At 55.7% G+C, this 26753-nt stretch carries 25 protein-coding genes and 1 pseudogene; 18 read left to right on the forward strand and 8 right to left on the reverse strand.

Features of this window, described 5'->3' with window-relative positions:
• Window positions 1-64: 64 nt before the first annotated feature.
• Genes AB3226_RS00580 through AB3226_RS00595 form a run of 4 tightly spaced genes read left to right on the forward strand, consistent with a single transcriptional unit; the run spans window position 65 to window position 3480 of the window.
• Window positions 65-871, forward strand: a complete 807-nt coding sequence (locus tag AB3226_RS00580; protein ID WP_367371556.1) for a hypothetical protein — start codon at window positions 65-67, stop codon at window positions 869-871.
• Between the two features lie 5 nt (window positions 872-876).
• Entirely contained in the window at window positions 877-1674 is a 798-nt protein-coding gene (locus AB3226_RS00585; RefSeq protein ID WP_367371557.1) for a TIGR02391 family protein, read from the forward strand.
• A 23-nt stretch (window positions 1675-1697) separates the two neighbouring features.
• Window positions 1698-3254 (forward strand): hypothetical protein, encoded by a 1557-nt coding sequence (locus AB3226_RS00590; protein ID WP_367371558.1) that lies wholly within the window; start codon window positions 1698-1700, stop codon window positions 3252-3254.
• Window positions 3244-3480, forward strand: a complete 237-nt coding sequence (locus tag AB3226_RS00595) for a hypothetical protein (RefSeq protein ID WP_367371559.1) — start codon at window positions 3244-3246, stop codon at window positions 3478-3480. Before AB3226_RS00590 ends, AB3226_RS00595 begins: the two co-directional genes overlap by 11 nt.
• A gap of 208 nt (window positions 3481-3688) precedes the next feature.
• Here AB3226_RS00595 and AB3226_RS00600 read toward each other — a convergent pair whose 3' ends face one another.
• Both AB3226_RS00600 and AB3226_RS00605 read right to left on the reverse strand, forming a co-directional pair.
• A complete protein-coding gene (locus tag AB3226_RS00600) occupies window positions 3689-3985 on the reverse strand; it encodes a hypothetical protein (RefSeq protein ID WP_367371560.1) in 297 nt (98 codons plus the stop codon).
• A 352-nt stretch (window positions 3986-4337) separates the two neighbouring features.
• The gene (locus tag AB3226_RS00605; protein WP_367371561.1) at window positions 4338-5231 is read right to left on the reverse strand and encodes a LysR family transcriptional regulator; all 894 of its coding nucleotides are present in this window, start codon (window positions 5229-5231) and stop codon (window positions 4338-4340) included.
• 99 nt (window positions 5232-5330) lie between these two features.
• Between AB3226_RS00605 and AB3226_RS00610 the strand changes: the two genes are divergently transcribed.
• The 4 genes from AB3226_RS00610 to AB3226_RS00625 all read left to right on the forward strand — a co-directional run bounded on the left by AB3226_RS00610 (window position 5331) and on the right by AB3226_RS00625 (window position 9918).
• A complete protein-coding gene (locus tag AB3226_RS00610; protein ID WP_367371562.1) occupies window positions 5331-6500 on the forward strand; it encodes a mandelate racemase/muconate lactonizing enzyme family protein in 1170 nt (389 codons plus the stop codon).
• Between the two features lie 102 nt (window positions 6501-6602).
• Window positions 6603-7910, forward strand: a complete 1308-nt coding sequence (gene dctA / locus AB3226_RS00615) for a C4-dicarboxylate transporter DctA (protein WP_367371563.1) — start codon at window positions 6603-6605, stop codon at window positions 7908-7910.
• A 122-nt stretch (window positions 7911-8032) separates the two neighbouring features.
• Window positions 8033-8905 (forward strand): oxaloacetate decarboxylase, encoded by an 873-nt coding sequence (locus tag AB3226_RS00620; RefSeq protein ID WP_367371564.1) that lies wholly within the window; start codon window positions 8033-8035, stop codon window positions 8903-8905.
• A 26-nt stretch (window positions 8906-8931) separates the two neighbouring features.
• The gene (locus AB3226_RS00625; RefSeq protein ID WP_367371565.1) at window positions 8932-9918 is read left to right on the forward strand and encodes a 2-hydroxyacid dehydrogenase; all 987 of its coding nucleotides are present in this window, start codon (window positions 8932-8934) and stop codon (window positions 9916-9918) included.
• Between the two features lie 155 nt (window positions 9919-10073).
• Here the strand turns inward: AB3226_RS00625 and AB3226_RS00630 are convergent, their stop codons facing one another.
• Window positions 10074-10661: a TetR/AcrR family transcriptional regulator gene (locus AB3226_RS00630; protein WP_367371566.1), complete on the reverse strand. Its 588-nt coding sequence runs from the start codon at window positions 10659-10661 to the stop codon at window positions 10074-10076.
• Window positions 10662-10760: 99 nt separating this feature from the next.
• Between AB3226_RS00630 and AB3226_RS00635 the strand changes: the two genes are divergently transcribed.
• Together AB3226_RS00635 and AB3226_RS00640 are read left to right on the forward strand one after the other, a co-directional pair.
• The gene (locus AB3226_RS00635; RefSeq protein WP_367371567.1) at window positions 10761-11519 is read left to right on the forward strand and encodes an SDR family oxidoreductase; all 759 of its coding nucleotides are present in this window, start codon (window positions 10761-10763) and stop codon (window positions 11517-11519) included.
• 240 nt (window positions 11520-11759) lie between these two features.
• The gene (locus AB3226_RS00640) at window positions 11760-12500 is read left to right on the forward strand and encodes an NADPH-dependent F420 reductase (RefSeq protein WP_367375727.1); all 741 of its coding nucleotides are present in this window, start codon (window positions 11760-11762) and stop codon (window positions 12498-12500) included.
• A 476-nt stretch (window positions 12501-12976) separates the two neighbouring features.
• Here the strand turns inward: AB3226_RS00640 and AB3226_RS00645 are convergent, their stop codons facing one another.
• The gene (locus AB3226_RS00645) at window positions 12977-13909 is read right to left on the reverse strand and encodes a helix-turn-helix transcriptional regulator (protein WP_367371568.1); all 933 of its coding nucleotides are present in this window, start codon (window positions 13907-13909) and stop codon (window positions 12977-12979) included.
• A gap of 585 nt (window positions 13910-14494) precedes the next feature.
• Between AB3226_RS00645 and AB3226_RS00650 the strand changes: the two genes are divergently transcribed.
• The 4 genes from AB3226_RS00650 to AB3226_RS00665 all read left to right on the forward strand — a co-directional run bounded on the left by AB3226_RS00650 (window position 14495) and on the right by AB3226_RS00665 (window position 18442).
• A complete protein-coding gene (locus tag AB3226_RS00650) occupies window positions 14495-15844 on the forward strand; it encodes an MFS transporter (RefSeq protein WP_367371569.1) in 1350 nt (449 codons plus the stop codon).
• Between the two features lie 114 nt (window positions 15845-15958).
• Complete coding sequence (locus AB3226_RS00655; RefSeq protein ID WP_367371570.1) at window positions 15959-16651, forward strand: fumarylacetoacetate hydrolase family protein; 693 nt, start codon at window positions 15959-15961, stop codon at window positions 16649-16651.
• Window positions 16652-16693: 42 nt separating this feature from the next.
• On the forward strand, window positions 16694-17452 hold the full coding sequence (locus AB3226_RS00660) for an SDR family oxidoreductase (RefSeq protein ID WP_367371571.1): 759 nt from the start codon (window positions 16694-16696) through the stop codon (window positions 17450-17452).
• 33 nt (window positions 17453-17485) lie between these two features.
• On the forward strand, window positions 17486-18442 hold the full coding sequence (locus tag AB3226_RS00665) for a 2-hydroxyacid dehydrogenase (RefSeq protein ID WP_367371572.1): 957 nt from the start codon (window positions 17486-17488) through the stop codon (window positions 18440-18442).
• A 347-nt stretch (window positions 18443-18789) separates the two neighbouring features.
• Here AB3226_RS00665 and AB3226_RS00670 read toward each other — a convergent pair whose 3' ends face one another.
• Window positions 18790-19701, reverse strand: coding sequence for a LysR family transcriptional regulator (locus AB3226_RS00670; RefSeq protein WP_367371573.1), 912 nt, complete (start codon window positions 19699-19701; stop codon window positions 18790-18792).
• Between the two features lie 136 nt (window positions 19702-19837).
• Here AB3226_RS00670 and AB3226_RS00675 point away from each other — a divergent pair, with 136 nt between their 5' ends.
• Together AB3226_RS00675 and AB3226_RS00680 are read left to right on the forward strand one after the other, a co-directional pair.
• Complete coding sequence (locus AB3226_RS00675; RefSeq protein ID WP_367371574.1) at window positions 19838-20221, forward strand: DoxX family protein; 384 nt, start codon at window positions 19838-19840, stop codon at window positions 20219-20221.
• 54 nt (window positions 20222-20275) lie between these two features.
• The gene (locus AB3226_RS00680; protein ID WP_367371575.1) at window positions 20276-21115 is read left to right on the forward strand and encodes a pirin family protein; all 840 of its coding nucleotides are present in this window, start codon (window positions 20276-20278) and stop codon (window positions 21113-21115) included.
• A gap of 80 nt (window positions 21116-21195) precedes the next feature.
• Here the strand turns inward: AB3226_RS00680 and AB3226_RS00685 are convergent, their stop codons facing one another.
• Complete coding sequence (locus tag AB3226_RS00685; RefSeq protein WP_367371576.1) at window positions 21196-22185, reverse strand: isopenicillin N synthase family dioxygenase; 990 nt, start codon at window positions 22183-22185, stop codon at window positions 21196-21198.
• A gap of 359 nt (window positions 22186-22544) precedes the next feature.
• Here AB3226_RS00685 and AB3226_RS00690 point away from each other — a divergent pair, with 359 nt between their 5' ends.
• Together AB3226_RS00690 and AB3226_RS00695 are read left to right on the forward strand one after the other, a co-directional pair.
• Complete coding sequence (locus tag AB3226_RS00690) at window positions 22545-24581, forward strand: FAD-dependent oxidoreductase (RefSeq protein ID WP_367375728.1); 2037 nt, start codon at window positions 22545-22547, stop codon at window positions 24579-24581.
• A 38-nt stretch (window positions 24582-24619) separates the two neighbouring features.
• Window positions 24620-24775 (forward strand): annotated as a pseudogene (locus AB3226_RS00695) (VOC family protein); the annotation flags it as partial.
• Window positions 24776-24841: 66 nt separating this feature from the next.
• On the opposite strand, the gene AB3226_RS00700 reads toward AB3226_RS00695, so the two are convergent.
• A complete protein-coding gene (locus tag AB3226_RS00700; RefSeq protein WP_367371577.1) occupies window positions 24842-25615 on the reverse strand; it encodes a pyrroline-5-carboxylate reductase family protein in 774 nt (257 codons plus the stop codon).
• The gene (locus tag AB3226_RS00705) at window positions 25608-26312 is read right to left on the reverse strand and encodes a TetR/AcrR family transcriptional regulator (RefSeq protein ID WP_367371578.1); all 705 of its coding nucleotides are present in this window, start codon (window positions 26310-26312) and stop codon (window positions 25608-25610) included. The genes AB3226_RS00700 and AB3226_RS00705 overlap by 8 nt, the downstream gene beginning before the upstream one ends.
• Window positions 26313-26753: the final 441 nt, after the last annotated feature.

Genomic DNA, 26753 nt, shown 5'->3' on the forward strand with positions numbered 1-26753 from the left:
AATGCCCATCTTTGGTACCCGATTAGAAGTACTGATGCGAGTGTGAACATACCCTATGCGATCCATGCCTTTTACTCGACCTACACTCATTGCTGCAGTCGAATTGCTAGAGCAGAACACGCAGGCACGCTTTAATCAGGTTGTGCTCCGGCTTGGCCTCGAGGATGAAATCACCTCAAGCACTAGCCTTAGCGTGGCCAAGAAATGCGATCTCCTCGGCCGCATCGTGGTGCAACGCGCCGAGACCGTAGTTCAGACGCTTGATGGCACCATGAGCTTGGGTGAGGCCGTAATTCGACAGGCCGCGCAGCTGGAGCAACAGGATCAAACTCAATCCTTGCATGCAGCTTTCGCGCGGAGCTTGGCGCGGGACGGCTATGTGCTCGTCTTTGATGACCATGGGCTAAACGCCTCCATTCGCGCCGCTCTGCCCGGCGAGGTCCTACTTCCTGAAACCGACGACGAGGTCCACCGCCTCCTGAAATTTTTCGGGTTCGTTATCCCTCTCGGTCATATTGACCAGGCGATTGAAGCCCACACACGCGGCGACTGGGCGGCCTGCAATAGCCAGCTTCGGACCTTCTTCGAAAGCCTGTTGGACGAGATAGCCCGTAATATCCGGCCGCTAGAGGCGGCTCATCGCCCAAGCTCTGAGAACCGGCGCGCACTCCTTGCGGAGATCGGTTTTCTTGCTGTGGACCGTAACGAATGGACGCAGGATGGAAAGAACTACATCAACGGTCTCTTCAAGATGCTCCACTCGGAAGGCTCCCATCCGGGCCTTTCCGACGAGGATCACAGCACCTTCCGATTACACGTAGTGCTCATTACGGCGAGGACTTTCTTGCGCCGCCTATCAAACGGCCGGTGATGCCCATGGCTTTTTTCTCGCAAGATCAGTTAGATGCGATCGCCCGCGCGCTTGGCGATACCACAGAGGGTCTGAGCGGACCTGAGATCGAGCACCTGCTGACCTCGTGCAAGATTGCCGATCCCGGACCTATGACGAAGCGCGTACGTATCTACAACGCTTTTGCAGAATGCCAGAACACCAAACGAAACCGTACCAACATCCTCGAGTTCATTCGGCGCGCCATGAAGCCCGCTCGCTACATTCACGAGCCTAACCGCTACGAGCCAATGCGGGCTCGCCTGAACCAGGCGCTTGTGTTCGCCGGGCTTGTGGTCGATGAGGCCGGCGAGCTGAAGTCGGCGGATGTAGCCAATACCTTGCCAGAAGCTCTGCAGAGGGCTCGCGACTTGCGCGCGGACCTTGAAGGGCGAGGGGTTCACCCAGATGTCTTGAAATTCTGCCGCGCCGAACTTCTCGTTGACAACTACTTTCATGCGGCGCAAGAAGCTGTCAAAAGCGTTGCTGACAAGATGCGTACCCGCACCGGAATAGCCGATGACGGATCTGCTCTGGTGGATCGTGTTCTCTCTGGCAATCCCCCTCTCATGGCTATCAACGCGCTGTCAACGGCTAGCGAACGTAGCGAGCAGAGTGGGTTTGCCAATCTTGTCCGCGGTACATTCGGCATGTTTCGCAATCCGACCGCGCATGAGGCCCGAATACATTGGGCGATGACCAAGGAAGACGCACAAGACCTGATGTCGATCGTTTCTCTGATTCATCGACGCTTAGACATGGCGCAAGTGCTATCACGCACATGACCATTAGAGGTATCGAGAGCTAAATGGCAAACGAACTAGAATCCGATCGCATCGGCCGCATTGGGGAGCGACAGTTCGAATTGCTCTGCGAACGCGCTGCTCTCTGTTGCAATAAGAGCGCCATCGACGTCATGGGTTGGGACTTTATCGTCGAATTCCCGATGGCGCTGGCCGGACAACCGTCGTTGCCTCTCGATCAACGTCTAACCAATGCTGCTCGGGTTCAGTTGAAATCAACGCTCGGCCGCACCGGGAACCGTATCCGTCTAAGCCTTTCGGCCATTGAACGCCTGGCCAAGGATCCTCGGCCCGCCCTCATCATCGTGTTTTGCCTGAGCAGTGACGGCGAAATCCACACCGCGTATCTCGTCCATCTTATAGGGAAAGAGCTCGCACGCATTCTTAAACGGTTGAGGCTCGCGGAGGCTCGTAAGGCGCATGACATCAACCACACCGATATCAGCTACGCCTACGAAAAAATTGGGTTACGTTTCAAACCGACACCCGGGGGCTTGTTGGCCGCGCTGAGTGACGCGTGTGGGCAAAATCCTAGCGCCTACACAATCGAGAAGCAGCGGCAGCTTGTCAAACTCGGTTATGAGAATGGCCGGTACGAGGCAGAAGCCGTTATTCAAATCGAAGGTCCGGAGCATTTCAGCAATATCCTACTCGGCCTTGCGCCGTTAAAACCGCGCCATCTCCAAGTGTTCGATAGCCGTTTTGGCATACGCCTTCCCTATCAAGGCACACTTTTTGACGACATCGAGGCGCTTTATCTTACGCCTCCCGCCCTGGGTTTCTGCGAGATTTCGATACGTGGCCTAGGCTTCGGACAAGCTGCACGGTTCGACGCTGAAATGTTTATCGGACCGCCGCTTTCAGAACTTCATGGACCGGAGCTTCTGATCCGCTCCGCAGAAATGATCATCCGTCTGACTCCAACGGGACTGAAACTTGAAAGCATCGGCTCGATCGATGATATGCAGCAAACCTTGGAGAAATGGGCAGAGCTACTTCGCGCGCTCACGCTCATGTCATCTGGTCGCGCGACCTTGACGATTACCGGAAACCGAAAAATTCCCGCGATCACGTTGCATGTCGATCAACCGGTCACAGGGCCGTACATCGAAGAACTGCCGCTCATTTCCACATTCGCGGACGGGTGGTTGCGTCTTCTAACAAACGCTGGCATGCGCTCCACTGCTAGTTTGACGCTCGATGCTTTCTGGGAGGCGAATGAAGCACGGATGGCCGTGGACATCCTGCTAAACCCGCAGCCCGACGCGCGCTTTGAATTTCAAGCTATAGAAATTGAAGAGGCATTTCCCCCTGCGGAAGGGCTGTATTTCAACATCGCGTCATTTGCCGATACCAGCATCGCTTTCAGCGCGAAGGTGTTCTTTGTAAAGACCGAAGATCCTGACTGGCAATATCGATCCACCCGCTTCGAGGCCCTTGATGTTCGACCGAAGGTCGATGACTTGGAAGAATATGGGCTCGACCAAGCGAACGCCTCCGGTCTGAAATTGCTCATCGATCCAAGGAACATCACAACGGTGCCCCTGCGGAATGCAAACTAACCACCGAGCCCATGGACATGCGTGCATCACTGAAACAGCATTGGCCCGAGTGATTGCCGTGCTCGGTGCGGCGCAGCCGCACTTTGCTTATCTGTTCGCTAACCGCCGCGCCACTCGGGTGAAAATGCGGGTGTATGACGGCTTTGGGGGCTGGTCAGCCGCTCGCCGATTTAATCAAGGCATGTTTCTTGGCTTGGCATTCGCCACGGCTGCGAGGTTGAACTAGACGGAACCTGCCAGTATGGACCAACATTGCCCTGGTTAATCCTCGACCGAGTGATTGGCGATTACCCGATAATAGATGGTGCGGCTTGGTCATTGGAATGACCCATCCGCACCAGGATTGAAGGCTGTGATAGCGAATCCAACGGCCTATGACCTATGACCTATGACCTATGATCGAAGGTCGAAGGTCGAAGGTCGAAGGTCGAAGGTTATTGGCTAGGGCGCGCCAGTAAAATCGGCTGGATGACCTCGCGTGCAATCAACTCAAGACCCGGGCCACCAAAGAACAAACCTGAGACCTTCTCGGAGTCCAGTACGCCATCTGCGTGGGCCCTCTGCATTTGCAGGGCAAAAAAATTCATGGTGAGCTGGAGCACCTGCCATGCGATGGGAGTCAATCCATTATGCTGACTCTCGTCCTTCGCAATCAGAGAGCGCAGAACCTGTGGAGCCGGTTCATGATCTACCAACCAGTGCCCTTGCAACATCACACAGAACACAAGCATCTCGCGAATCAATTTCAGGATGGGTGCTGATAGCCAGACCCGACAACTCCGATCAAGGCTATCGACTTATTCCCCATATCCTCTTCCATACGACCGCGGATTTGCCACCAGGCGCACTGAATACTAGCCACGGCCACCCAGTTCTGTGTCAGAATTCGCCATTCGCGATCGCTGGCACACACGGTGCGAATGGGGGCAAAACTGGGGGCACAATTCGTTTATTTTAGGCTAGAACCTTCGCGCTAGAGCCCAGTCAAAATGTTCTTTGGCGACCCTGACAGTCTCTGAATCAAGCCACGCAGCGCTTAATTCTGCCTCGCCGCCGTGTATTTCTAACGAGCAGCGCAACGCGTCATGTGGAAGGCTGCGGGTCACTACCCGCCCTGCCCCAGAATTCTTCGGCAGACTGACTGAGAATTGCTTTTGGGCGGGTCAGATGAATTTCCAGGGGTATATCCCAGCTTTCGTCGAGCGCTCTGACTAAGCGCCCATCCAGGATTTCTTGCTCGGTGAGGCTCTTGGGCAGCCACGCCACTCCTTTGCTTTCCAAGGCCATGGACATGAGTACCGCTGCCAGGTGGCTGCTGAAAAGTGGTTTGAGGTGGAGGTAATCTTCCTTGCCACGCAATCTGTGGGCGACGATACGCCCCAGTCCAGACTCATGGGTGTAAGCGAGGTATGGCAATGCCGCAGGAGAGGTGCCGAAGTTAGTGGATGCACTCGTGAGGGGAACGAGAACGTCCTCGCCCACCTTCTTGCTGGTGAACTGATCAGGCGCCAGTAAAGGCGGAACATCGGGATGGCGGTGGCAGAGCAGAAACTGAACCTGGCCATGTATCAGCATCTGCTCACAAACAGCCATGCTATCTGAGTGCAGTTTAACGGCCTCAATGGGGGCACCGTTTTCTGAGCTTCGAAGCCATTTCGGAAAAAATGTAAATGACAGGGAATGAGTCGCTGCGAATTGCAGCGACTTGGCTGCCATTCCTGCTACCTCTTGAGCCTCGTTGCGCATCCTGTACAAGTGTCGAGCCGCTTCCTGAGCACTGGGCAAAATTTGCCTTCCTGCCTCGGTAAGGGTTGCGCCTTGCGGTGTACGCACAAACAACTCAACGCCCATCCAGTTCTCCAATGAGCGAACTCTGCGGCTGAAAGCCGGCTGAGTAACATGCCGCGCTTCTGCCGCCCGAACGAAGCTGCCGTACTCTGCAAGCGCTGAAAGATCTTCGAGCCAAACGAGTTCCAAGGGCCATGCCTCCTGTGCATAGGGTACGGCATTAATAGCATTGGGCGGGTGACATCGCAAAGCATAACGTGGGGCCACAAACAACAAGAGGAACCCGTCATGCGTATCGTAGACATCCGTGAAAAAACAGTTTCTATTGCCTCTCCAATTGCCAACGCCTACATCGACTTTTCCAAAATGACCTGCTCGGTCGTCGCTGTTATCACGGATGTGATTCGCGACGGTAAACCTGTCATCGGATACGGTTTCAACTCCAACGGTCGCTATGGTCAAGGCGCTTTGATGCGTGATCGCTTTCTGGCGCGGATCACCGAAGCTGATCCAGATACTCTTGTCGACCATAAAAACAACAACCTGGATCCGTTTGCCATCTGGAAAGCCCTGATGACGAACGAAAAGCCAGGTGGTCACGGTGAGCGTTCGGTCGCAGTCGGCACCATCGACATGGCTGTATGGGATGCCGTTGCCAAAATTGAAGGCAAACCCCTCTATCGCCTGCTGGCTGACCGCTACCGTAACGGGGTGGCAGACGACAAGGTCTGGGTCTATGCAGCAGGTGGCTATTACTACCCTGGCAAAGACCAGACCAAGCTCAAAGCAGAAATGCAGAGCTATCTGGATCGTGGCTACGACGTCGTCAAGATGAAGATCGGTGCAGTACCGCTGGACGAAGATATCCGTCGCATCGAAGCGGTACTCGAAGTGGTGGGGGATGGTCGTCGATTGGCGGTCGATGCCAACGGTCGTTTTGATCTTCAGACCGGTATTGCATACGCTGAAGCCATCAAGAAGTACAACCTCTTCTGGTACGAGGAGATCGGCGACCCGCTTGATTACGCACTCCAGGCTGAGCTTGCCAATCACTATGAACTGCCTATGGCGACCGGGGAAAACCTGTTCTCCCACCAGGACGCCCGTAACTTGCTGCGTCACGGCGGCATGCGCCCGGATCGCGACTTCCTGCAGTTCGATTGTGCGCTGTCCTACGGGCTCGTGGAGTACATGCGCACCCTGAAAGTGATGGAAGAAATGGGCTGGTCTTCCCGCCGCGTAGTTCCGCACGGTGGTCACCAGATGTCCCTGAACATCGCAGCCGGTCTGCACTTGGGCGGCAACGAATCTTACCCCGACGTGTTCCAGCCTTTCGGCGGCTTCGCCGACGGAATCAAGGTGGAAAATGGTTATGTCGGCCTGCCAGATATTCCAGGTGTTGGCTTCGAAGCCAAGTCCGCCCTGTACGCAGTCATGCGTGAGTTAGGCGAAGGCTAATCAACCTCGATCTGCGGTTTCTTTTAAAGAGGCCGCAAACTCAGGCGTCATCTACTGACGCCAAACCACATGCCCATCACAACAATAAAATGAGGTGCTTCCGTGGAAAAGTCCAAGTCCCGCTGGTACAGCCAGCTGTATGTGCAGGTGCTGATCGGTATCGTCATCGGCGCAGCGATTGGTCACTTTGAACCGCAATTCGGAGCCAAGCTCCAACCTTTTGCGGATGGCTTTATCAAACTCATCAAAATGCTGTTGGCGCCTATTATTTTCGGTACCGTCGTCGTTGGTATCGCCAAGATGGGCAGCATCAAGGAAGTCGGGCGGATCGGCGTCAAGGCGCTGCTCTACTTTGAAATCCTTTCAACCATCGCGCTGGTCATCGGCCTTATTGTGGTCAATGTCGTAAAGCCAGGCGCCGGGATGAATATCAACGTTACCACGCTTGATGCCAGCGTTATCGCCAAGTACAGCCAAGCCGCCAGTGAGCAGGGCGGCACCATCGATTTCTTTCTCAACATCATCCCGAGCACCTTCATTGGCGCATTCTCGAATGGCGTTATGCTTCAGGTCATCTTGATTTCGGTTTTGATGGGCGTTGCCCTCGTTCAAATGGGCGAAACCAGCAAGCCGCTGATCAACACCATCGATCTATTCTTGCAAGGCTTGTTCAAGATCGTGGCAATGGTTATGCGTCTGGCTCCGATTGGTGCCGGTGCCGGCATGGCGTTCACTATCGGCAAGTACGGAATTGGTACCTTGCTGTCACTCGGCCAGTTGCTGGTCGCGCTCTACATCACGACCTTGATTTTCATCGTGGTAGTGCTGGGTACGGTTGCTCGATGGTCGGGCATGCCGCTTATGCAATTTCTTCGTTATTTCAAAGATGAAATTCTCATCACGCTTGGCACCTGCTCAACCGAGGCCGTGCTTCCGCGAATGATGGTGAAACTTGAAAAGCTGGGCTGCAAGAAGTCAGTGGTGGGCATGGTGCTACCCACTGGATATGCCTTCAATGCGGATGGCACCTGCATTTACCTCACCATGGCGGCGATTTTTATCGCACAGGCAACCAATACGCCACTGACGTTTATGGATCAGATGATTCTGCTGGGTGTCTTCCTGCTGACCTCAAAAGGCTCCGCCGGCGTGGCGGGTGCCGGGTTCATAACCCTTGCGGCAACGCTCACAACCATCCACTCCATTCCGTTGGTAGGCCTTGTCCTGCTTTTGGGTATCGACCGCTTCCTCAACGAAGCGCGAGCCGTGACTAACCTGATCGGCAACGGTATCGGCACCATCGCCATTGCCAAATGGGACAACTCCTTTGACGTCGAAGCCTGCGAGCGGGAGATTGCCGCAATGAAACACGAAAAGGCAGCGCGAAAAGCATTGTTGCCGCAAAAGTAATCAGCAACGTTTACCGGTCATTTGCGCTTCAACCATGGCCATGACCGGTAGTGATTTCCAGGTCTCGTTCAACGCGGAACGATCCCAAGAAGTCCTCGAATGAATTTGATGGAGCCGACAAAATGATTGAGCGATCTCATCATGAATTGCGCAAGGCGTTTGGTGATTTACTCCAGGGAACCGCCTGCAAATTTGCTGCTTCCGTGTTCGATCCTATCTCGGTTCGTATGGCATCCGACCTTGGCTTTGAAGTTGCCATTCAAGGTGGCTCCGTCGCCTCGCTTCAAGTGCTCGGAGCTCCGGACATTTCTCTGCTCACGCTTGATGAATATGTCGAGCAGGTTTCCAGAGTCGGTCGGGCCAGCCAGATCCCAATCATTGGGGACGCTGATCATGGGTTTGGTAACGCACTCAATGTAATGCGAACAGTGACCGAGCTGCAGAAAGCCGGTGTTGCTGCCCTAACGCTGGAAGACACCCACCTACCGGCCAAATACGACGAGCAGTCGCACGTACTTATCGAAATGGAAGAAGCCGCAAGCAAGATTTACGCTGCGCGGTTTGCCCGTTCAGATGATGCCCTCAGCATCATCGCCCGTACGAATGCGGCCGTTACCACTTTGGAAAACTCCATTGCACGCACCACGGCCTATCAAAAAGCTGGGGCTGACGCGATTTGCCTTGTCGGAGTAAAGGACTTCCAACATTTGGAGGCACTCACCTCGCATCTTTCCGTGCCGATCATGCTGATCAATTATGGAAACCCGGCACTGAGCGATGTTGAGAAACTGAGCGCAGCCAATGTGAGGATCGTGGTCAATGGACATGCTCCATTTTTGGCCGCTATCAAAGCGAGTTACGAGGCACTGCGCGAACAAAGCGGCACAGAGGGGAGCGAGCTTTCCCTCCCTGAGCTGCTTTCTAAATACACACTCTCGGACAATTACCGAGAGTGGGCAAAGACCTTTTTGAAGTCAGAACACGATTCGAATTAAGTTTAAAACAGGTGAAATAAAGCGTCATGAAAAAGACAATCCTGGCCTTCAGCCGCGTCTCACCCAGCCTGCTTGAACCTTACAAAGACAAGTACAACATCATCGTCATGAGTCCTGAGCTTGGTGACATGGATGCCCAGTTCGAAGCTGCCATTCCCAGCGCTCATGGGTTGATCGGCGGGAATCGTCGTCTAGGCGAAGCTGAGCTGGCTTCGGCTAAAAACCTTGAGATCATCTCGAGCATATCGGTTGGTTACGACAACTATGGCCTTAGCTATCTCAATAGCCGAGGGATCATGTTGACCAATACGCCGGATGTATTGAACGAAACCACGGCTGATCTGGCTTTCGCCCTGATTCTCGCCACAGCAAGACGCATTCCTGAGCTTGATGCCTGGACGAAAGAGGGGAACTGGACGAAAACCATCGACGCATCCCATTTTGGGTGTGACGTGCATGGAAAGACGTTGGGCATTATCGGTCTGGGCAAAATCGGAGCAGCCATAGCACGCAGAGGGCGTTTCGGTTTTGGAATGAACATTTTGTACAGCGGCAACAGTCGTAAACCACAGCTGGATCAAGAGCTCGGGGCAAGATTCGTCTCGCAAGAAGAGCTTTTAAGCGAGGCTGATTTTGTCTGTCCGGTCGTGCCATTGACGGACGGAACGAGAAACCTCATCGGACGCAAAGAGCTAGCGTTGATGGGCTCGGAGAGTATTTTGATCAACGTTTCTCGTGGCCCTGTGGTTGACCAGGACGCACTCATTCAAGCACTTGAAGAAAAGACGATACGAGCAGCAGGTTTAGATGTTTATGTGAAGGAGCCGCTCACGAACTCGAAGCTCTTCAAATTGAAAAACGTCGTTACCGTGCCTCATATCGGCTCTGCGACAATCGATACGCGCCATGCAATGGCACAGCGTGCTCTGGTAAATCTGCTTATGGGTCTCGAAGGACAGCGACCGAGAGACCTCGTGAATGTCCACGAGCCAGGACACAGGTGGACGGAGTGACCACAAGGTCGCTGGCAATAGGGCCGCCCTACTGGATGGCGCGCAGCTTCTCGGTGGGCACCTACTCACGCCGCATCAGGCTAAATCGGCCTTTAGCTAAAGGGCACTGGGCTCCGATTCCTTTAGCCGTACGACGCGGTATCCGGTTTTTAAGGCTACACGTTTTTCTTTAGGCTTTCGGGGCTGCCAGCGCACAGACCATCCATCACCAGGTTCATCAATCTGGCGAGACGCGAGCGCCATTCGCTCTGGGAATCCATTTGCCATATTCCGGCAATGGCTAGAAAGAAATCGTCGTTAGTAATCCCGCTACGAATCGTTCCGGCTTTTTCATTTGCCCTCAAAAGCAACTCGGCTGCTGCCTGGACTGGAGCGTATCCCGACTTCCCTGGGAACTCGTAAATAGACGCAGCTTGTTGTATCGCAGTAGCGAGTCCTGCCTTCGTCATTGCATATTCAGCAAGGCAGTCCATCCATTCTCGGAGGGCGTCCTTAGGTGGTTTTGTCGCGAGGAACTGTTCCGCCAACGATGCCACCTGCTGCATTTCGAATTGATAAACCTCGAATACCAGCTTCTCTCTGGTAGGGAAGTGGCGATAGAACGTGCCCTGCCCCACCCCGGCCTTCTTCGCAATTGTGCTCAACGGAACCGCAGGATCGTTAGTCAGCTCCACCACCGCGACCTCCAGTATCCGTTCACGGTTTTTCTTGGCGTCAGAACGCATCACCAACTCGTCAGTCATGAGCAAAGTTTTCCTTCAATGTATTGCTAAGCGGACAGTTGTCCGTTACGGTTTACAAGTGGACACTTGTCCGTTTACGCATCATTTCTGGAGTTTACTATGAACAGCACTGGCAATACGATTCTGGTTACTGGTGGCACCTCAGGTATCGGCCTTGGTCTGGCACTTAGGCTTCACAAGGCGGGCAACACAGTAATCATCGCGGGACGTCGCAAGGCTCTGCTCGACAAGATAGTGTCGGAACATCCAGGTATTGAATCAGTATTGCTGGACGTCTCCGATCCACAATCCATCCAGCGCACCAGCGAAGCGCTTGCGGTCAGCCACCCAAATCTGAACGTCCTCATAAACAATGCTGGCATCATGCATTGGGAGGATCTGACTGACCCGGAATACCTGAGCACCGCCGAAGATATCGTGACAACGAACTTACTTGGCACGATTCGCATGGTATATGCATTCACCGCCCAGCTGATCAAGCAGCCCAGTGCAACGATTGTGAATGTCAGTTCGGCGTTGGCATTCGTCCCGCTACCTGCGACACCGACCTACAGCGCAACCAAAGCGGCAGTTCATTCGTTCACTCAAAGTCTTCGAGTGCAGCTAGAGGACTCGCCGGTCGAGGTTATCGAGCTTGCGCCGCCGGGTGTACGTACCACTTTGCTTGGGCAGGAAAACGACGAACACGCCATGCCCTTGGACGAGTTTTTGGATGAAATCTTCGAACTGCTCGAGATCTCTCCGACCCCACGCGAACTTGTCGTCGAGCGCGCCAAGCCATTACGGTTTGCTGAAGCGAGCGGTTCACATCATGAGATATTGAAAATGCTTGCGGGATACAAACAACCGGCAGAATGATGTCAACCGTGTGAGTAGCATCTGATGCCATCGCTGTAACCAGATGGCATCTGCTTGCCTGGACGCTCAGTCGCCTCTCGCTCAGCGTGCTTGAGTTTTTTGACCAGACAAGTACGACGTCGCCATGATGGATCTCGAGATGGGTGCCATGGAAAATCAGTTTGAAGCTCTCATTCGCAGCGCTCTAGGATTGATCGGCACCGCTTAATAGCTTGATTATTGTTCGTAGGTGAGGATGCGATTGAAATGAAAATCGGAATTATCGGCGCAGGCAACATTGGGGCGACTCTTGCCCGTAAGCTCGCTGCGTGCGGCCATGAAGTCAAACTGGCAAACTCGAAGAGTCCTCATACCCTTGAGAACCTTGCCAACAAAATCGGTGTGCACGCGGTGACCAAAGAAGATGCTGCGTCCGACGTGGATGTCGTAATCCTCTCGATCCCCTTTGCAAAGTACCCGGATCTGCGGCAAACATTGAGTAGTATTCCCGAGAAGGTCGTCATCATCGACACCTCCAATTACTATCCAGGACGAGACGGGGCGATCAAAGAAGTGGACGACGGCAAGCCCGAGAGCGTTTGGGTAAGCGAGCAGATTGGCCGCCCGGTTGTTAAGGCATGGAATGCCGTCCTCGCAGCAACTCTTGCCGGCCACGGCCAACCAGTCGGGGCTTCCTCACGCATAGCCCTACCTGTAGCTGGCGGTGACATCAATGCTGAGGCAATCGCGCAAGATCTTGTAGAGGATACCGGCTTCACCGCGCTTGCCGCTGGTAGCCTTGAAGACTCGTGGCGTCAGCAACCAGGCACACCGGCCTACTGCACCGAACTGAAGTTGCCAGAGTTGAAGTCGGCCTTGTGCGCGGCAGATAAGTTGAGGGCGCCTCAAAACCGGGATGCCCTGATGACCAAGTTCATGACTCCCGGTGGCAATTTCACACACGAGGAAATTGTTGCCATGAATCGGGAACTGACCGCCTGACTATCGAGAGCCCCCTAACCTCCATCTACTAGCAGTCTGGAAGTACACTGAAAGCCACCCAGTTCCATCTTGATTTTCTGTCAGAAATCGCCATTCGCGATCGCTCGCATATTGGCGGAGATTGGGGGCAAAAATGGGGGCATAACGCACTTTTTTTGACCTAAAACTACCGTTCTAGAGCCAAGTAAAAATGTTCTTTGGCGACCCTGAGAGTCTCTGAAAGTGGACGGTCGCGTCATTATTCAAGGGGCGTCAGGTGAATTTAGCGTCATCCAAAAGTCCACTGCTTCCGATCAATGACCTGGGCTACCCCAGCGCCTCTTTTGGGGGCGTTATCGGGGGCAAACACTGTGTACTAAAAAAATTGCGGACGACCGGATGTTGGCGGTTGGCTATGCAGTCAATCATGGGCGCTACGCCGGGCCAGTTCTGGCGCAGTCGAAACAGTCGCGCCGTTTAATAAAATACCCACCCAATCACGTATTCGACGGCGATTGCGGCGTATCAGGATTGAGCTGCTGACGCCTGAATTGTCCAGGTGGCTGGCCGTGGATCTGGCGGAAGCGTCGCGAAAAATAGGCCTCGTCGGCAAAGCCGCACAACCTCGCAACCTCCCCCACCGGCCTTGTTCCATTGAGCAGATAATTGCGCGCCGCGTGCATCCGGCGTTCGAGTACCAGTTCGGTGAAGGTCTTGCCGATTTCCTTGCGCAACCAGTGCGTCAGGTACGTCGGTGACAGGTAGGTCGCGGCAGCAACCTTGATCAGGTTGAGGTCGGGGTCGGTGATGTTTTTGCGCAAATATTCGGACATCCGGCTCAATGCGTCGCGTCGACTGACTTCAGCGGCGTTCTCTTCAGCCAACCGTTTCAGCGGCTCGGCATACAGGGTGCAGACACTCCCCACCAATTGCAGCAGCAGGCCCTTGAGCATCTCGCGGGTACCGAACTGACGGTTCTCATCGAGCACTCGCATCTGTTCGATCAAGCCACAGACTTTTCTGAAATCCTCATCGGCCAGAATGAAATCCAGATGCTCCTGAAAGCGGAACGGTGACAACTCCGGCGCCAGCAGAATCGAGACTTCCTCCAGATCCATCGGGTCGCACTGCAAATGCGGCAGCAGGAAGGTCTGGGAAAAATTGATCACCATGAAGTTGCTGTCGGCCGGATGCGGAATCACGTGCACGCGATGCGGCAGGATGAAGGCCAGCGTGTTGCGCGGAAACGGTCGTTCGACGTTGCCGATGTGCTGCACGGTATCGCCACCAAGGTTGACCTGGATCTGGAAATACTCGTGGCGATGCGGACTGGTTTCGGCGCGCCGACCCTTTTTGTCGCGGATGTAGAAGTCCGTCAATTCGCTGCGTTGCTGCATGACATAGGTGGGCACTCGACTGGGTGACGACATCTCCTGAGGATCCTCGGCAGGCACATGTACAGGCTGTCATCACGCCGGAAGGCAGGCGGCGACGTGGGTGATTGTGTAGGCGGACACGGTTGATATCAACACATCATAGGATGACTACGATAATCCTGAAATTAATTGTATCCGTGTGTGCTTCGTCGACTGTCCAAAAAAAAGAAATTCACAAAAAATTAATTAACTTATACAAAACAAATACTTATGAAGAATATTGAATAGAAAAGTATAAATTTTCTGATTCAATTTTTCTTGGACACCTGCATTGACGGCTGTTTTCAGGAGAAAAAACGATCTAACGCCTCCGTTGATTTCTAAAGGTTGTACGACCACATTGACAGCCAATGCAGCCCGACCCTTCCAAAAACAATCAAAAGGTGCGCCCCCATGAACCCGCTTTTTCCCCTCGCGACCCCTCCCCCGAACGCCTCTGACCGAAGGCGTATCTGAGCACCTGACAGCGGCTGTCCGCGTCTCTCGTTCACGTAGCAATTGCTCTGCCCCGGGACTGGAGGCAACGGCTTCGGCTGCGCGCAAACATCTCGATTCTACTAACAATAAAAAGGTCTACTCATGTCGAATTCGCAAACCTCCCCGTCCACCGCGCCGTCGGTGAGCGTCGGCGCCCGGGACGCCGCACTGTCTCAGCGCCTGCCGACACGTCGGCGCTGGTTCATGCTGTCGTTGCTGCTGATTGCAACCATCATCAACTACATCGACCGCGTGAACATCTCGATTGCCGCACCATTCATGGCCAAGGATCTGGGCCTGGACAAGATCGAAATGGGCCTGATTTTTTCCGCGTTTGCCTGGACCTACGCACTGGCCTTGGTCCCCGCCGGGTTCATCGCCGATCGCTTCGGTTCCCGGTTCACTTACGGGGTGTCGCTGATCAGTTGGTCGACGGTCACCGTGTGCCAAGGCTTTGCCACAGGATTCGCTTCGCTGTTCGGGCTGCGACTGGCTGTCGGTGCCATGGAAGCTCCAGCATTTCCGGCCAACAGCCGAGCGGTCACGGTGTGGTTCCCGGCCCGCGAACGAGGCCTGGCCAGCAGCATTTACGTGTGCGGCCAATATCTGGGCACGGCACTGTTTACCGGCGTGCTGTTATGGCTGGCGACGACCTATGACTGGCGCCATGTGTTCTACAGCACCGGGATTCTCGGCATTGTATTCGGTGTGATCTGGCTCTACTTGTACCGCGATCCGCTGAGCTGCAAGAACGTCAGCCAGGAAGAACTGAAGTACATCGAAGCCGGGGGCGGACTGGTCAAGAGCAGTCAGGAACGCACCAAGTTCAACTGGCGGCAGATCGCCGAGCTGTTCAGCTATCGTCAGATCTGGGCGATTTGCATCGGCAAGTTCGCCAGTACCTCGGCGCTGTACTTTTTCCTGACCTGGTTCCCGACGTACCTGATTGAAGAACGCAAGCTGACCATGATCAAGGCCGGGATCTTCGCGGTGCTGCCGTTCGTGGGCGCAACCGTCGGCATTCTGCTGGCCGGCATCGTCTCCGACTTGCTGATCCGCCGCGGCTATTCGATGTCCTTCGCTCGCAAGTTGCCCTTGGTGGTCGGATCAATGCTGGGCATGTCGATCGTCCTGGTGAATTTCACCGACTCGAACGTGATCTGCATTGCCGTGCTGACCATTGCCTTCTTCGCCCAAGGCATCGCCTCGTCATCGTGGGCGGCGGTATCGGAAGTCGCGCCCAAGGAACTGATCGGCCTGACCGGCGGGATCACCAGCCTCGCCGCCAACATCGGCGGGATCGTCACCCCGATCGTGATTGGCGCCATCGTCCACGCGACGGGCTCGTTTGCCTACGCCTTCTGGTTCATTGGCGGCGTGGCGCTGATTGGCACCCTGTCCTATTCGTTGTTGCTCGGTCGCTTGTATCGCATCGAGCTCAAGGCACGCTAAGTCCGGAAAACATGAGCGCAGAAAAGCGTTTTTCTCCAATACGAGGCGGCTTTCGTCCAACTTCGCAAAACGAAGCCGCCGTAGGCTGATGCTTCCAACAGGACCACGACAAAAATGACTATGACCGAATACGTTTTCACTCCGGATTTACCCGTGACCTTGCCAGTTGCCGGCAGCCAGCAGCGTTTCCCCGTTGGCCGGGTATTTTGCGTCGGCCGCAACTACCCTTGGCCAGACACCCAGGGTCAGTCCCGCCAGCCGCCCGTGTTTTTCATGAAACCGGCGAGCAACGTGGTGGATGCGTTGGGTGACGTGGCGTTCCCGCCGCTGACCGAAGAGTTTGCCCACGAAATCGAATTGGTCGTCGCCATTGGTGAAGGTGGCGCCAATATTCCGCAGAGTCAGGCGCTGGCCTATGTCTGGGGCTACGCCGCCGGGCTTGACTTGACTCGTCGTGATGTACAGCGCGCGGCCAAGAGCAATGGCTTGCCGTGGGAAGGTGCCAAAGTGTTCGACGGCGCCGCGCCGATGACCGCCATCGTGCCAGTCACTCGCGCCGGACACCCGGACGGCGATTTGTGGCTGAACGTCAACGGCGAAGAGCGCCAGCGCGACAGCCTCGACAGCCAGATCTGGTCGGTGAGTGAAATCATCAGCCGCATCTCGCAGTCGGTGGCGCTGCGGGCCGGTGACCTGATCATGACCGGCAGCCCGGCAGGCGTCGATGTGCTGCAACCCGGCGACATCATCAACGCCGGGATCGATGGTATAGGCCAACTGGAAATGCGCGTCAGTCAGCGACCTTGAACCCGGCTTACGCCCTCGTGAATTGAAGAAGGAGATAGCAACATGAACAGTCCTTTGAAAGTGGCCCTGGTGAGCGGCGCCGGTAGCGGAATCGGCCGCGCCGTGGCCCTGGCTCTGATGACCGACGGCTTCACCCTGGTATTGGCCGGACGCCGGCCGGAGCCATTGCAGGCATTGGTCGAGTTGGCGCTCAGCGAGGGACACGAAGCGTTGGCGGTGCCCACCGATGTGCGCGATCCGGCCAGTGTCGATGCCCTGTTTGCGACCATCACCGAGGTATACGGACGCCTCGACGTGGTGTTCAACAACGCCGGAGTCAACGCCCCTGCCGTGCCGCTCGATGAGCTGACGTTCGAACAGTGGCGAAACGTGATCGACACCAACCTGAGCGGTGTTTTCCTCTGTGCCCGTGGCGCCTTCGGGCTGATGCGCCGTCAGCAGCCACAGGGCGGACGCATCATCAATAACGGCTCAATCTCAGCCCATACCCCTCGCCCGTTCAGCAGCGCCTACACCGCCAGCAAACACGCGGTGTTGGGACTGACCAAATCCCTCGCCCTGGACGGGCGCGAATTCAACATCGCCTGCAGCCAGATCGACATCGGCAACGCCCTCACCGAGATGTCGGTGCGCATGACCAAAGGCGTGCGCCAGGCCAACGGCTCCATCGCCGTGGAGCCGATGGTAGATGTCAAGCACGTGGCCGATGCCGTCCGCTACATCGCCGCTCTGCCGCTGGAGGCGAACGTCTTGAACATGACCGTCATGGCCAGCGCCATGCCGTTTGCCGGTCGCGGTTGAACCGGCCTTTTTATTCCGCTACACGAGGTTTACATGAAGCCAGAAGTCTTGCAGCTCAGCCCGATCCTGATCCCCGAAATCAACGCGCGGCTCGATGAGCTGTTTACCGTCAGACGTTACTTCCAGCAGGCGGACAAGCCGGCTTATTTGCAGGCGCACGGCGCGAACATTCGCGGGGTGATCACCGGCGGCCATACCGGTATCAGCCAGGCACTCATGGCGCAACTGCCGAAACTGGAAGTGGTTGCGGTCAACGGCGTGGGCACCGATGCGGTCGACCTGGCTTACGCCAGGGATCGCGGGATCCGCGTGACCGCGACCATCGGCGCGCTGACCGAAGATGTCGCCGACCTGGCCATCGGCTTGTTGATTGCCGTGTGCCGTGGTCTGTGTACCAGTGATCGTTATGTGCGTTCGGGACAATGGCCCCATAGCCCGACTCCGTTGGCCCCGCTGCCGTTGGCGCGTCAGGTGTCCGGCATGCGCATCGGCATCGTCGGCATGGGCCGGGTCGGCCGTGCCGTGGCGACCCGGGCCGCAGCGTTCGGCTGCCCGATCAGTTACACCGATTTGCAGCCAATGAGCGATGTGAACCACACCTTCGTTGCCGATCTGAAGCAACTCGCGGCCAACAGTGACGCGCTGATTCTCGCCGCCGCTGCCGACAAGGCTGAAGCCATCATCAATGCCGAAGTGCTGCAAGCGTTGGGCACAACTGGGTATCTGATCAACGTGGCGCGGGGCAAGCTGGTCAACGAGGTCGATCTGGTGGCAGCGCTTGCCGCCGGCGAGATCGCGGGTGCGGCGCTGGATGTGTTTGTCGATGAACCGAACGTGCCCGAGCCACTGTTTGGTAAAGAGAACGTAGTGCTGCAGCCCCATCGCGCGAGTGCGACGCTGCAGACCCGCACGCGGATGGGCGAGATGGTGGTGGCGAGCCTGGTGGACAGTTTCGCCGGGAGAGTACCGCAGGGTTCTGTGACTGACTGAAGGGTGGCTACCGAGGGGACCTTGCGCCTCTTCGATGGAGGTGCACTGAAAGCCAGCCAGATCCATACTGGAACCGGTCAGAAATCGCCAGTCGCGAACGCTCGCACACCGGTTGCGGCTGGAGGCAAAAGTGGGGGCAAACCAAAACTTTCTCGGTCTGATAATACCGTCCTAGAGACAAGTCAAAATGTTCTTTGGCGACCCTGAGAGTCTTTAAGGCGCCTGAGGGTCTGAGTCAATCTCCTGCAACGGTGAATGCAACGCTGGCTGGGAGGTAGGGTCTTGCTATTTTCCAGCCAGCGTTTGTGTGACTAAGCGACGGTTCAGAGATCCAACCCCTTGCATCGTTATACATTCGTCGGGAATGTCTGCTCTTTCAGCTTCTTCATCACCAACTCGATGAATGCAGACACTGCCAAGGGCAAATGTTTGCGACTGGGGTAAAGCAAGTGCAGACCATATCCAGTGCGATAGTAATGCGGGAGCACAGACACCAATCGGCCAGCCTGAAGATCGAGATTAGTCAGGGTGGGCGGCAGCAACGCAATGCCTAACCCAGCCAAAGTGGCCTTACGCAAAGCTTGAGCAGTGTTGCCATTGAAACGGCTGGTAATCTGAATATCTTCCTCAACACCGCCGGGCCCCATAAGACGCCACGTCGTAATTGCGCTGGGGTGAGCAAAACTCACGCAGTCGTGATTTTCCAAGTCCTTTAGCGTGACAGGTACGCTTCGTTTACTGAGGTAATCAGGACTGGCTACCAAGCGTTCATTGCCTGCTCCAAGTAGTTGCCGACCGACGTATCCCGAGTCCTGCAAAGTGCCGCCTCGAAATGCAATGTCAATCCGTTCGGCGATCAAATCGGCACGCGCATCACTTAGCACGAAATCCAGTCGCACTTGAGGGTGCCTGGCCAGGAATTCAGCCACCCACTCCATGGGGAAAAAGTCGAAAAAGTCAGCCATCGCCGCCACGCGCACAGTGCCGCTTGGTTGCTGGCTACCTGTCATCAATTGCTGTCCGGCATCGAGCAAGCCCTCTACCGCGCCAAAACACCGCTCATGAAACAGCTCGCCCGAATGGGTCAGTGTGAGTTTGCGTGTCGAGCGCTGTAGCAGCCGTGTGCCGAGCTGAGCCTCGAGTTGCTGAATTCGCCGGCTCAAGGTGTTCGACGGCATTCCAAGCTGCCGTGCCGCTTCGGCAAAGCTGCCGTTGCGCACCACTTGAACAAACAAGGCGACGTCGTTCAGGTCAAGCATCTTGTATGCACTACTTCGTTAAATGGATTGGTCCAACCCAATTATGCCATCTAATCAAGCAATCAATAGTCGCTTATCTTTCCGGCATGGCTCCTGTTAGCCCTTAACTGCTCCCTCGAAGAAAGGACATCGCTCCATGACCACATCCACTTCTCATACTTCTACTCACCGTCGAATCGTTTGGGGCGTTCGTGCGTTCTTGATTCTGGCATTCGCTGCGGCTGGCGTCGCCAAGCTGATCGGCGCCCCGCAAATGATTCAAGTATTCGAAGCCATCGGCATAGGCCAATGGTTCAGGTATCTGACCGGTGCCGTCGAGGTAATCGGCGCCCTGTTATTACTGAAACGTGCCACGGGCTTTCTTGCAGGCCTGACGTTGACAATGACCATGATCTGCGGGGCGGCTACGCACCTTCTGCTGATTGGCGGCAACCCCGTGCCCGCGATGATTTTGGCCGCGCTGTCTGCGTTTGTAGCCTGGCAAATGCGCCCTCTCTCACTGTTCAGTGCAGAGAACTAAGCGGGGTCCCCGGAGGTTCGGGCCCCGGTATGCACATCGGCATGGAGAAAACACATGACCAGCCACATCGTAGCGCAGCAACGCGCTGTCACCCATCGCACCAAGGGCAGCACGCATGGCCCGATAACCCGGCTTATGAGCCCGGGTGATCTGGGTGAGCGTCTGAAACCTTTCATTTTCCTTGATATTTTCAGTATGAACGCCAGTCGCGGCCAGTCGAGTTTCGGCATGCACCCGCACTCCGGGATCGCGACGGTTACCTTCATGACCGAAGGCGAAGTCGCCTATGAGGACACCACGGGTGCGACAGGTGTATTGCTTGCTGGAGGTCTCGAGTGGATGCGCGCCGGCAACGGTGTTTGGCACGACGCGACGCTGATCAGCAAGTCCTTTATGCAGGGTTTCCAGCTCTGGGTGGCTCTGCCGCCGTCGCTGGAAAACGCCCCTGCGCTGAGCACCTATCTTGCACCCTCCCAAGTTCCGCAATCAGGACCGGCGCGCGTGCTCCTGGGGCGATATGGCGACGTGCAAAGCTTGATTGAAGCGCCGAGTGACATGAACTATCTCGCCGTTAATTTGAAGGACGGCGAGCACTGGCGATACTCCCCGCCGTCCGGTCACACCGTGGCCTGGCTCGCGGTTAATGCAGGACACCTGGACGCAGGAGGCCTGATTAGTCCTGGCGAACTTGCCATTTTCGACGAGACCGAGCAACACATCGACTTTGTGGCACACGGCGACTGCTCATTCGTGATGGGTTCAGCGGTGAAGCACCCGCACGATCTGGTCACGGGGCACTACTCGGTGCACACGAGCGAAACGGCTTTGGCGCAGGGCGAATCCGAAATACAGCGGATTGGCGCCCGCCTGCGACAGCAAGGACGACTCAACTAGCGGCTGCTCGAACCCGGGCGAGAAACGTTTCGACGGCTCGGCGTTCTGCCGAGCCACATCGCTTCTCCCGCTGACAGTGATTACACCTTCTCGATTTCTTTCAGATGCGCATAGCTATCAACAAATCGCTTAAATTTGTGTTCACCACATGTGTACGCTTCATACTTCGCGGGTAAAGTCTCACTCACGCAGGTTGGCACAGGCTCAACAACCGCATCGAAATCCAAATCAATAAAGAACGGTATTGAATAACGCTCCAGGCCGCTGGTATTGATGACACGATGCATTGTCGAGGTGTAGCGATCATTGGTGAGGGTTTGAACCAAATCACCAATATTGACGATAAACGTGCCTTCAACGGGAGGTGCAGTAACCCACTCCCCTGCACGGTTCCTGACTTGCAAACCGCCAACTGCATCTTGAGACAGGACAGTCAAGAAACCGTAGTCCGTGTGCGCCCCGATACCAATCTCCTCTTGGGAAATCCTTCCGATCTGGGGCGGGTAACGCAACACTCGCTGAATAGTGATGGGCTTACGCTGAAAATGTTCAAAGTAATCTTGTGGTAAACCCAAACTCAGCGCGATCCCGCCAATAAGCATTCGCGCGAGCGCTAATACTGAGGAATGATAATCTTCGGCAACCTTCTCGAATTGCGGCAGTACAGACGGCATTTGATTAGGACCAAAGAATGGAGAAACCTCATCATAATGAGCTCCGCAATCAAAACACTCTTTGAAATCCCGGGTATTAGCAGGGTCTACGTTTTCCGCGTACATTGGAATATAGCCACGTAACGTGAGCCCGGAATTCACAACATTAAGTTTGTTCTTCTCCTCATAAGGAAGCTTGAAAAAACTTTTGGTAAGCGCATACATTTCATCTATTAATTGTTGGTCAATGCCATGGTTTTTTATATAAAAAAACCCTACCTTTTCGCATGCATCACCTATTTGGCTTGCCACCTTCAGCGGATTTTCGCCGTTTATAAGCGACGATATATCTATGACTGGAATTTCAGTGAAAGCTGTCTGTTTGCTAGCCAAGCGAATATCAAATAACTCTGTCACCTATGCTCTCCTTTCCGAAATATCAATAAGGCAGAAGATTAAGAAAGCACGACTGTGCCCTCTTCAATCCCCTGAATCACATCTGAACCATCACCTATAACACCCACGTTCACGTTCGCCTCAACGAGTGCGGTTTGCCGCTGCGCGCACGTTCATCACGGCGCGGGCACGGACCGCTCAATGCGATGGCAGCCAGGCGCGTACGAATCCAATCAGCCCGGTTCTGACGGATGTTAATCCTGGTTTTTTTGGCACGCAAGCAAAATGTACACCTGTGTCACCAATCATTGACACAGGTGTACATTTGTCCTAATTTTTAGTCACCGAGCCTGATGAAGCCCACTTTGGAGCGCACCACGATGTCCAGCGATCCCTTGCTGCAACCCTATAAAATCAAGAATCTGACCCTCAGAAATCGGATCATGACTACATCCCATGAACCGGCCTACCCTGTGGACGGCATGCCCAAGGATCTCTATCGCGCCTACCACGTGGAGCGCGCCAAAGCCGGTGTCGCCCTGACCATGACTGCCGGTTCCGCTGCCGTATCCCGAGACAGCCCACCGGTGTTCAACAATGTGCTCGCCTACAAGGATGAAGTGGTCGGATGGTTGAAGGACCTGACCGACGAATGCCACGAACACGGTGCGGCGGTGATGATCCAGTTGACTCACCTGGGCCGTCGCACCCGCTGGGACAAGGCCGACTGGTTGCCGGTGGTGTCGCCATCACACCGTCGCGAGGCTTCGCACCGCTCCTTCCCGAAGAAAATGGAGGAATGGGACATTGAGCGGATCATCAAGGACTATGTAGACGCCGCGGAGCGCATGAAGGCGGCAGGTCTTGATGGTCTGGAGCTTCAGGCTTACGGACATTTGATGGACCAGTTCTGGTCGCCGTTGACCAATGACCTCGACGGCCCTTACGGCGGCTCGCTGGAAAACCGCATGCGCTTTACCTTCGACATCCTGCGCGGCATCCGCCAGCGGGTCGGCGAAGATTTTCTGCTCGGGGTTCGCTACACCGGTGACGAAGAATTACCCGGGGGCTTCAATGCCAGCGAGGGCATGCAGATTTCCCACATGCTCAAGGACAGCGGGCTGGTCGATTTTCTGAACGTGGTACGCGGCCACATCGATACGGACGCCGGCCTGACCGATGTCATCCCGATTCAGGGAATGCGCAACTCACCCCACCTCGACTTCGCCGGCGAGATCCGTTCGGCAACAGGCTTCCCGACCTTCCACGCCGCGAAGATTCCCGATGTGGCCACAGCGCGCTACGCAATCGCCTCGGGCAAAGTGGACATGGTGGGCATGACCCGCGCGCACATGACCGATCCGCACATCGTGCGCAAAATCATCGAGAAGCGCGAAGAAGACATTCGCCCGTGCGTGGGCGCCAACTATTGCCTGGATCGCATCTACCAGGGCGGCGCCGCCTACTGCATTCACAACGCGGCGACCGGCCGGGAAACCACCATGCCTCATGACATTCCCAAAGCCGCCGTCAAGCGCAAGGTGCTGGTGGTCGGTACCGGCCCTGCCGGGCTGGAAGCGGCGCGGGTCGCGGGTGAACGCGGCCATGACGTGACCGTGCTTGAAGCGGCTGACCAACCCGGCGGGCAGATTCGTCTGACTGCGTTGAGCGAGCGTCGTCGCGAGATGATCAGCATCATTGATTGGCGCATGGCGCAATGCGAACGGCTGGGAGTGAAGTTTCACTTCAACACCTGGGCCGAAGCTGACACTGTGCAAGCCTTTGAGCCTGACGTGGTTATCGTTGCGACCGGCGGCCTGCCGGATACCGAGGTGCTCAGCAAAGGCAACGAACTCGTGGTTTCAACCTGGGACATCATTTCCGGCGACATCAAGCCCGGTCGCAACGTACTGATCTTCGACGATGCGGGGGATCATGCTGCCCTGCAGGCTGCCGAGGTCATCGCGCAAAGCGGCGCAAGAGTCGAAATCGTCACTCCTGACCGCTCGTTTGCACCAGAAGTCATGGCCATGAACCTGGTGCCCTACATGCGTAGCCTGCAGGACCTGGACGTCACCTTCACCGTCACCTACCGGGTCGATACAGTTGAAAAACGTGATGACGGGCTCGTTGCAACCTTTGGCAGCGATTACGGACAGGTTCACAAGCAGCGCGTGGTCGATCAGGTGGTCGTCAACCACGGCACCCTTCCCCTGGACGACTTGTACTTCGACCTGCGCCCTCTCTCCACCAATGGCGGCGCGGTAGAGCAGCATGACCTGATCGCCGGCACGGCACAGAACATCGTCACCCATCCAGAAGGACGCTTCCAGCTGTTCCGGATCGGCGACGCCGTGTCTGCTCGCAACACCCACGCGGCCATTTACGACGCTTTGCGCCTGGTGAAAGAAATCTGAATCCGAACCTCCATTTTTGTTGGAACGGAGGCTCGCCAGCTGCGGTACATGCCTTCCACGAAACCGCACTCGCCGCCGGTGGCATCTGTGAAGGCCAACCGGGTTCGCGTAACTGGGCTGAAAATGCCTATGCCGCATACGCTCGGGACCTTGATGGCAACAAACTGGCTGGCTATTGCTTCAGGGCCGAATAATCTCAACCGTCTGACGCCTAAAACAATGAAGGCCCTTCAAAGGGCCTTCATTGCTTATCTCTTCGGCTACATGCCTTTGCGGGCAATCTCAGCGCCTGCCTGCACCGCTCGTCCCACAATGGATTCGATGTTTTGATCGGCCATCGACTGCAGCGCTGCTGCCGTCACGCCACGGTAAGCCATCAACGACTCAATCATTTGCCGCGGATCGCGGCTGGCAAGCATCTGGCCGCCCCCCACCACTACGCCTTGTGCAGCGCGCTGCGCGATGGCAAGAGGAATTCCCGCAGCCACCGCCTGATTAGTCAGTGCCATTTGCAACATTGCCGGGAAGGCCGGCCCAGTCCCGGACAACGCGCTGAGGTAATCAATACAGTCTTCATCAGGCACTTCGTCCGCCGAACCTACGCACTCGAACAGCCGCTGCACCCACTGGCGGTCGTGTTCAACAAGGTTTCCGACACTGTACCAGGGCGTGAACGACTGCCTGATTTCCACGGCCGCATTCGGCATGGCCCGCACTATTACATCCGCACCGGTTGCCGCGCTGATGGCTGCCGCCGGAACGCCAGCCATCAGAGAAATCACTACCTTGCCGCGGGCGTTGATCTGCAGTTCACGAAACTGCTCCGGCCGGATGGACAGCACGACCAGATCGCTGAGGTCCACCAACTGCTGGTTGTCGGCCAACAGCTTCACACCTGGCTCGAAGGTGCTGACGCCTGAGCGGTTCGAGATCAGCAAACGGTCAGGCTTGATGAACCCGCTATCGAGCAGCGCCTCGGCAATTGCACGCCCGAGCCAGCCGGTGCCGCCGATGATACCCAGGGTTTTATTCATCGGCAGTGGACTCCTCGAAGGTATCAACCAAGGGAACGAAAACGCCGGGTTCTTTTTCCGCGTAGCCGAACTTTCCATAAAAGCGGTCAAGCTCGCGCCGCTTCGGTACTTTGCCGGTAAACACGCTCACGTACTGAGGAATCCGTCGAAATCGAACAACGATATCTTCATTGGTTTTCATGGAGATGTAGCCGATCTGCGTGAGGTAGATCGTCCTGGCCCGAACATCGGCCCCCTCGGCGTCGTAGCCAAACCGTCGGAACATCGCGGCCAGGGCATTCATCCGCGCCTCATCGGCTAAAGCGATTTCAGCTTTGACCTCGTCCGATTGCAGCGCCCAACTGCGCACGGCAAATTCGAACTGCGAGTCGAACAATTCAGGGTTCACCCAACACTCGAAGACGTTGAGAATCGCTTCGGAAATACTTTCTGCATAACTCTCACATTGGCTGACCATACCGCCGGTGTTCTTGTCCCGCCATCGAGCCAGGAGTGCCGTGAGCAGCTGTTCCCGATCTTCATAGAACCAGTAAAAACTGGTACGAGACAAATTCAAGCGTTTGGCCAGCGGCATCACCCGCACAGCATCAACACCCGACTCCTTAAGAGCTTCGTAGGCGGCGTCCAGCCAACCATCGACGGAGCCTCGCCAGCCAGCGTCCTGCGCTTTGGTTTTCGCCCTTCCTGTCTGCGACATTCGGGTGCACCTTTATTTGAAAATTCTTCGACACTGTACACCCCAGGATCTTTGGCGTACACGGCATGTACATGGGCGTACATTTTCGAGACGCTCGATCGCCAAATCAAGTACACGCCATCAATAATGACCCGAATCAATCACTGGTCGAAAAAGTGCGGACACAAAAAACGCGGCGCACAAAGTACTTCATGCGCCGCGCTGCTGAAGATCAACTATAAAGCGCATGGAATCGAAGCTAATTCTATATCGCTCCAATCACTGTTCATGGGCCAAGTGCCCGCTGACGGCGCAACTGTAAATTGCGAAGTCCAGCACTAAAACGGCCGATTCTCAACAGGTACTCGCAGAATGTTTCGTGTCGATATCAGTGTTATTGACTCCAGCAGCGCTAACTTTTATCAAGACTTCGCCGACACCCGAAGAAACTCTCGATTCAGA

It is taken from the genome of Pseudomonas lini (assembly GCF_964063345.1).
Classification (GTDB): domain Bacteria; phylum Pseudomonadota; class Gammaproteobacteria; order Pseudomonadales; family Pseudomonadaceae; genus Aquipseudomonas; species Aquipseudomonas lini_B.

Bases quoted from the DNA above. Each gene is read 5' to 3' on its own strand.
- AB3226_RS00610 (WP_367371562.1), top strand. From the start codon at position 5,331: ATGCGTATCGTAGACATCCGTGAAAAAACAGTTTCTATTGCCTCTCCA.
- AB3226_RS00665 (WP_367371572.1), top strand. From the start codon at position 17,486: ATGAAGCCAGAAGTCTTGCAGCTCAGCCCGATCCTGATCCCCGAAATC.
- AB3226_RS00600 (WP_367371560.1), bottom strand. From the start codon at position 3,985: ATGCTTGTGTTCTGTGTGATGTTGCAAGGGCACTGGTTGGTAGATCAT.
- AB3226_RS00670 (WP_367371573.1), bottom strand. From the start codon at position 19,701: ATGCTTGACCTGAACGACGTCGCCTTGTTTGTTCAAGTGGTGCGCAAC.
- AB3226_RS00590 (WP_367371558.1), top strand. From the start codon at position 1,698: ATGGCAAACGAACTAGAATCCGATCGCATCGGCCGCATTGGGGAGCGA.
- AB3226_RS00655 (WP_367371570.1), top strand. From the start codon at position 15,959: ATGACTATGACCGAATACGTTTTCACTCCGGATTTACCCGTGACCTTG.
- AB3226_RS00625 (WP_367371565.1), top strand. From the start codon at position 8,932: ATGAAAAAGACAATCCTGGCCTTCAGCCGCGTCTCACCCAGCCTGCTT.
- AB3226_RS00595 (WP_367371559.1), top strand. From the start codon at position 3,244: ATGCAAACTAACCACCGAGCCCATGGACATGCGTGCATCACTGAAACA.
- AB3226_RS00630 (WP_367371566.1), bottom strand. From the start codon at position 10,661: ATGACTGACGAGTTGGTGATGCGTTCTGACGCCAAGAAAAACCGTGAA.
- AB3226_RS00650 (WP_367371569.1), top strand. From the start codon at position 14,495: ATGTCGAATTCGCAAACCTCCCCGTCCACCGCGCCGTCGGTGAGCGTC.
- AB3226_RS00585 (WP_367371557.1), top strand. From the start codon at position 877: ATGGCTTTTTTCTCGCAAGATCAGTTAGATGCGATCGCCCGCGCGCTT.
- AB3226_RS00700 (WP_367371577.1), bottom strand. From the start codon at position 25,615: ATGAATAAAACCCTGGGTATCATCGGCGGCACCGGCTGGCTCGGGCGT.
- AB3226_RS00675 (WP_367371574.1), top strand. From the start codon at position 19,838: ATGACCACATCCACTTCTCATACTTCTACTCACCGTCGAATCGTTTGG.
- AB3226_RS00620 (WP_367371564.1), top strand. From the start codon at position 8,033: ATGATTGAGCGATCTCATCATGAATTGCGCAAGGCGTTTGGTGATTTA.
- AB3226_RS00580 (WP_367371556.1), top strand. From the start codon at position 65: ATGCCTTTTACTCGACCTACACTCATTGCTGCAGTCGAATTGCTAGAG.
- AB3226_RS00680 (WP_367371575.1), top strand. From the start codon at position 20,276: ATGACCAGCCACATCGTAGCGCAGCAACGCGCTGTCACCCATCGCACC.
- AB3226_RS00645 (WP_367371568.1), bottom strand. From the start codon at position 13,909: ATGTCGTCACCCAGTCGAGTGCCCACCTATGTCATGCAGCAACGCAGC.
- AB3226_RS00690 (WP_367375728.1), top strand. From the start codon at position 22,545: ATGTCCAGCGATCCCTTGCTGCAACCCTATAAAATCAAGAATCTGACC.
- AB3226_RS00660 (WP_367371571.1), top strand. From the start codon at position 16,694: ATGAACAGTCCTTTGAAAGTGGCCCTGGTGAGCGGCGCCGGTAGCGGA.
- AB3226_RS00635 (WP_367371567.1), top strand. From the start codon at position 10,761: ATGAACAGCACTGGCAATACGATTCTGGTTACTGGTGGCACCTCAGGT.
- AB3226_RS00705 (WP_367371578.1), bottom strand. From the start codon at position 26,312: ATGTCGCAGACAGGAAGGGCGAAAACCAAAGCGCAGGACGCTGGCTGG.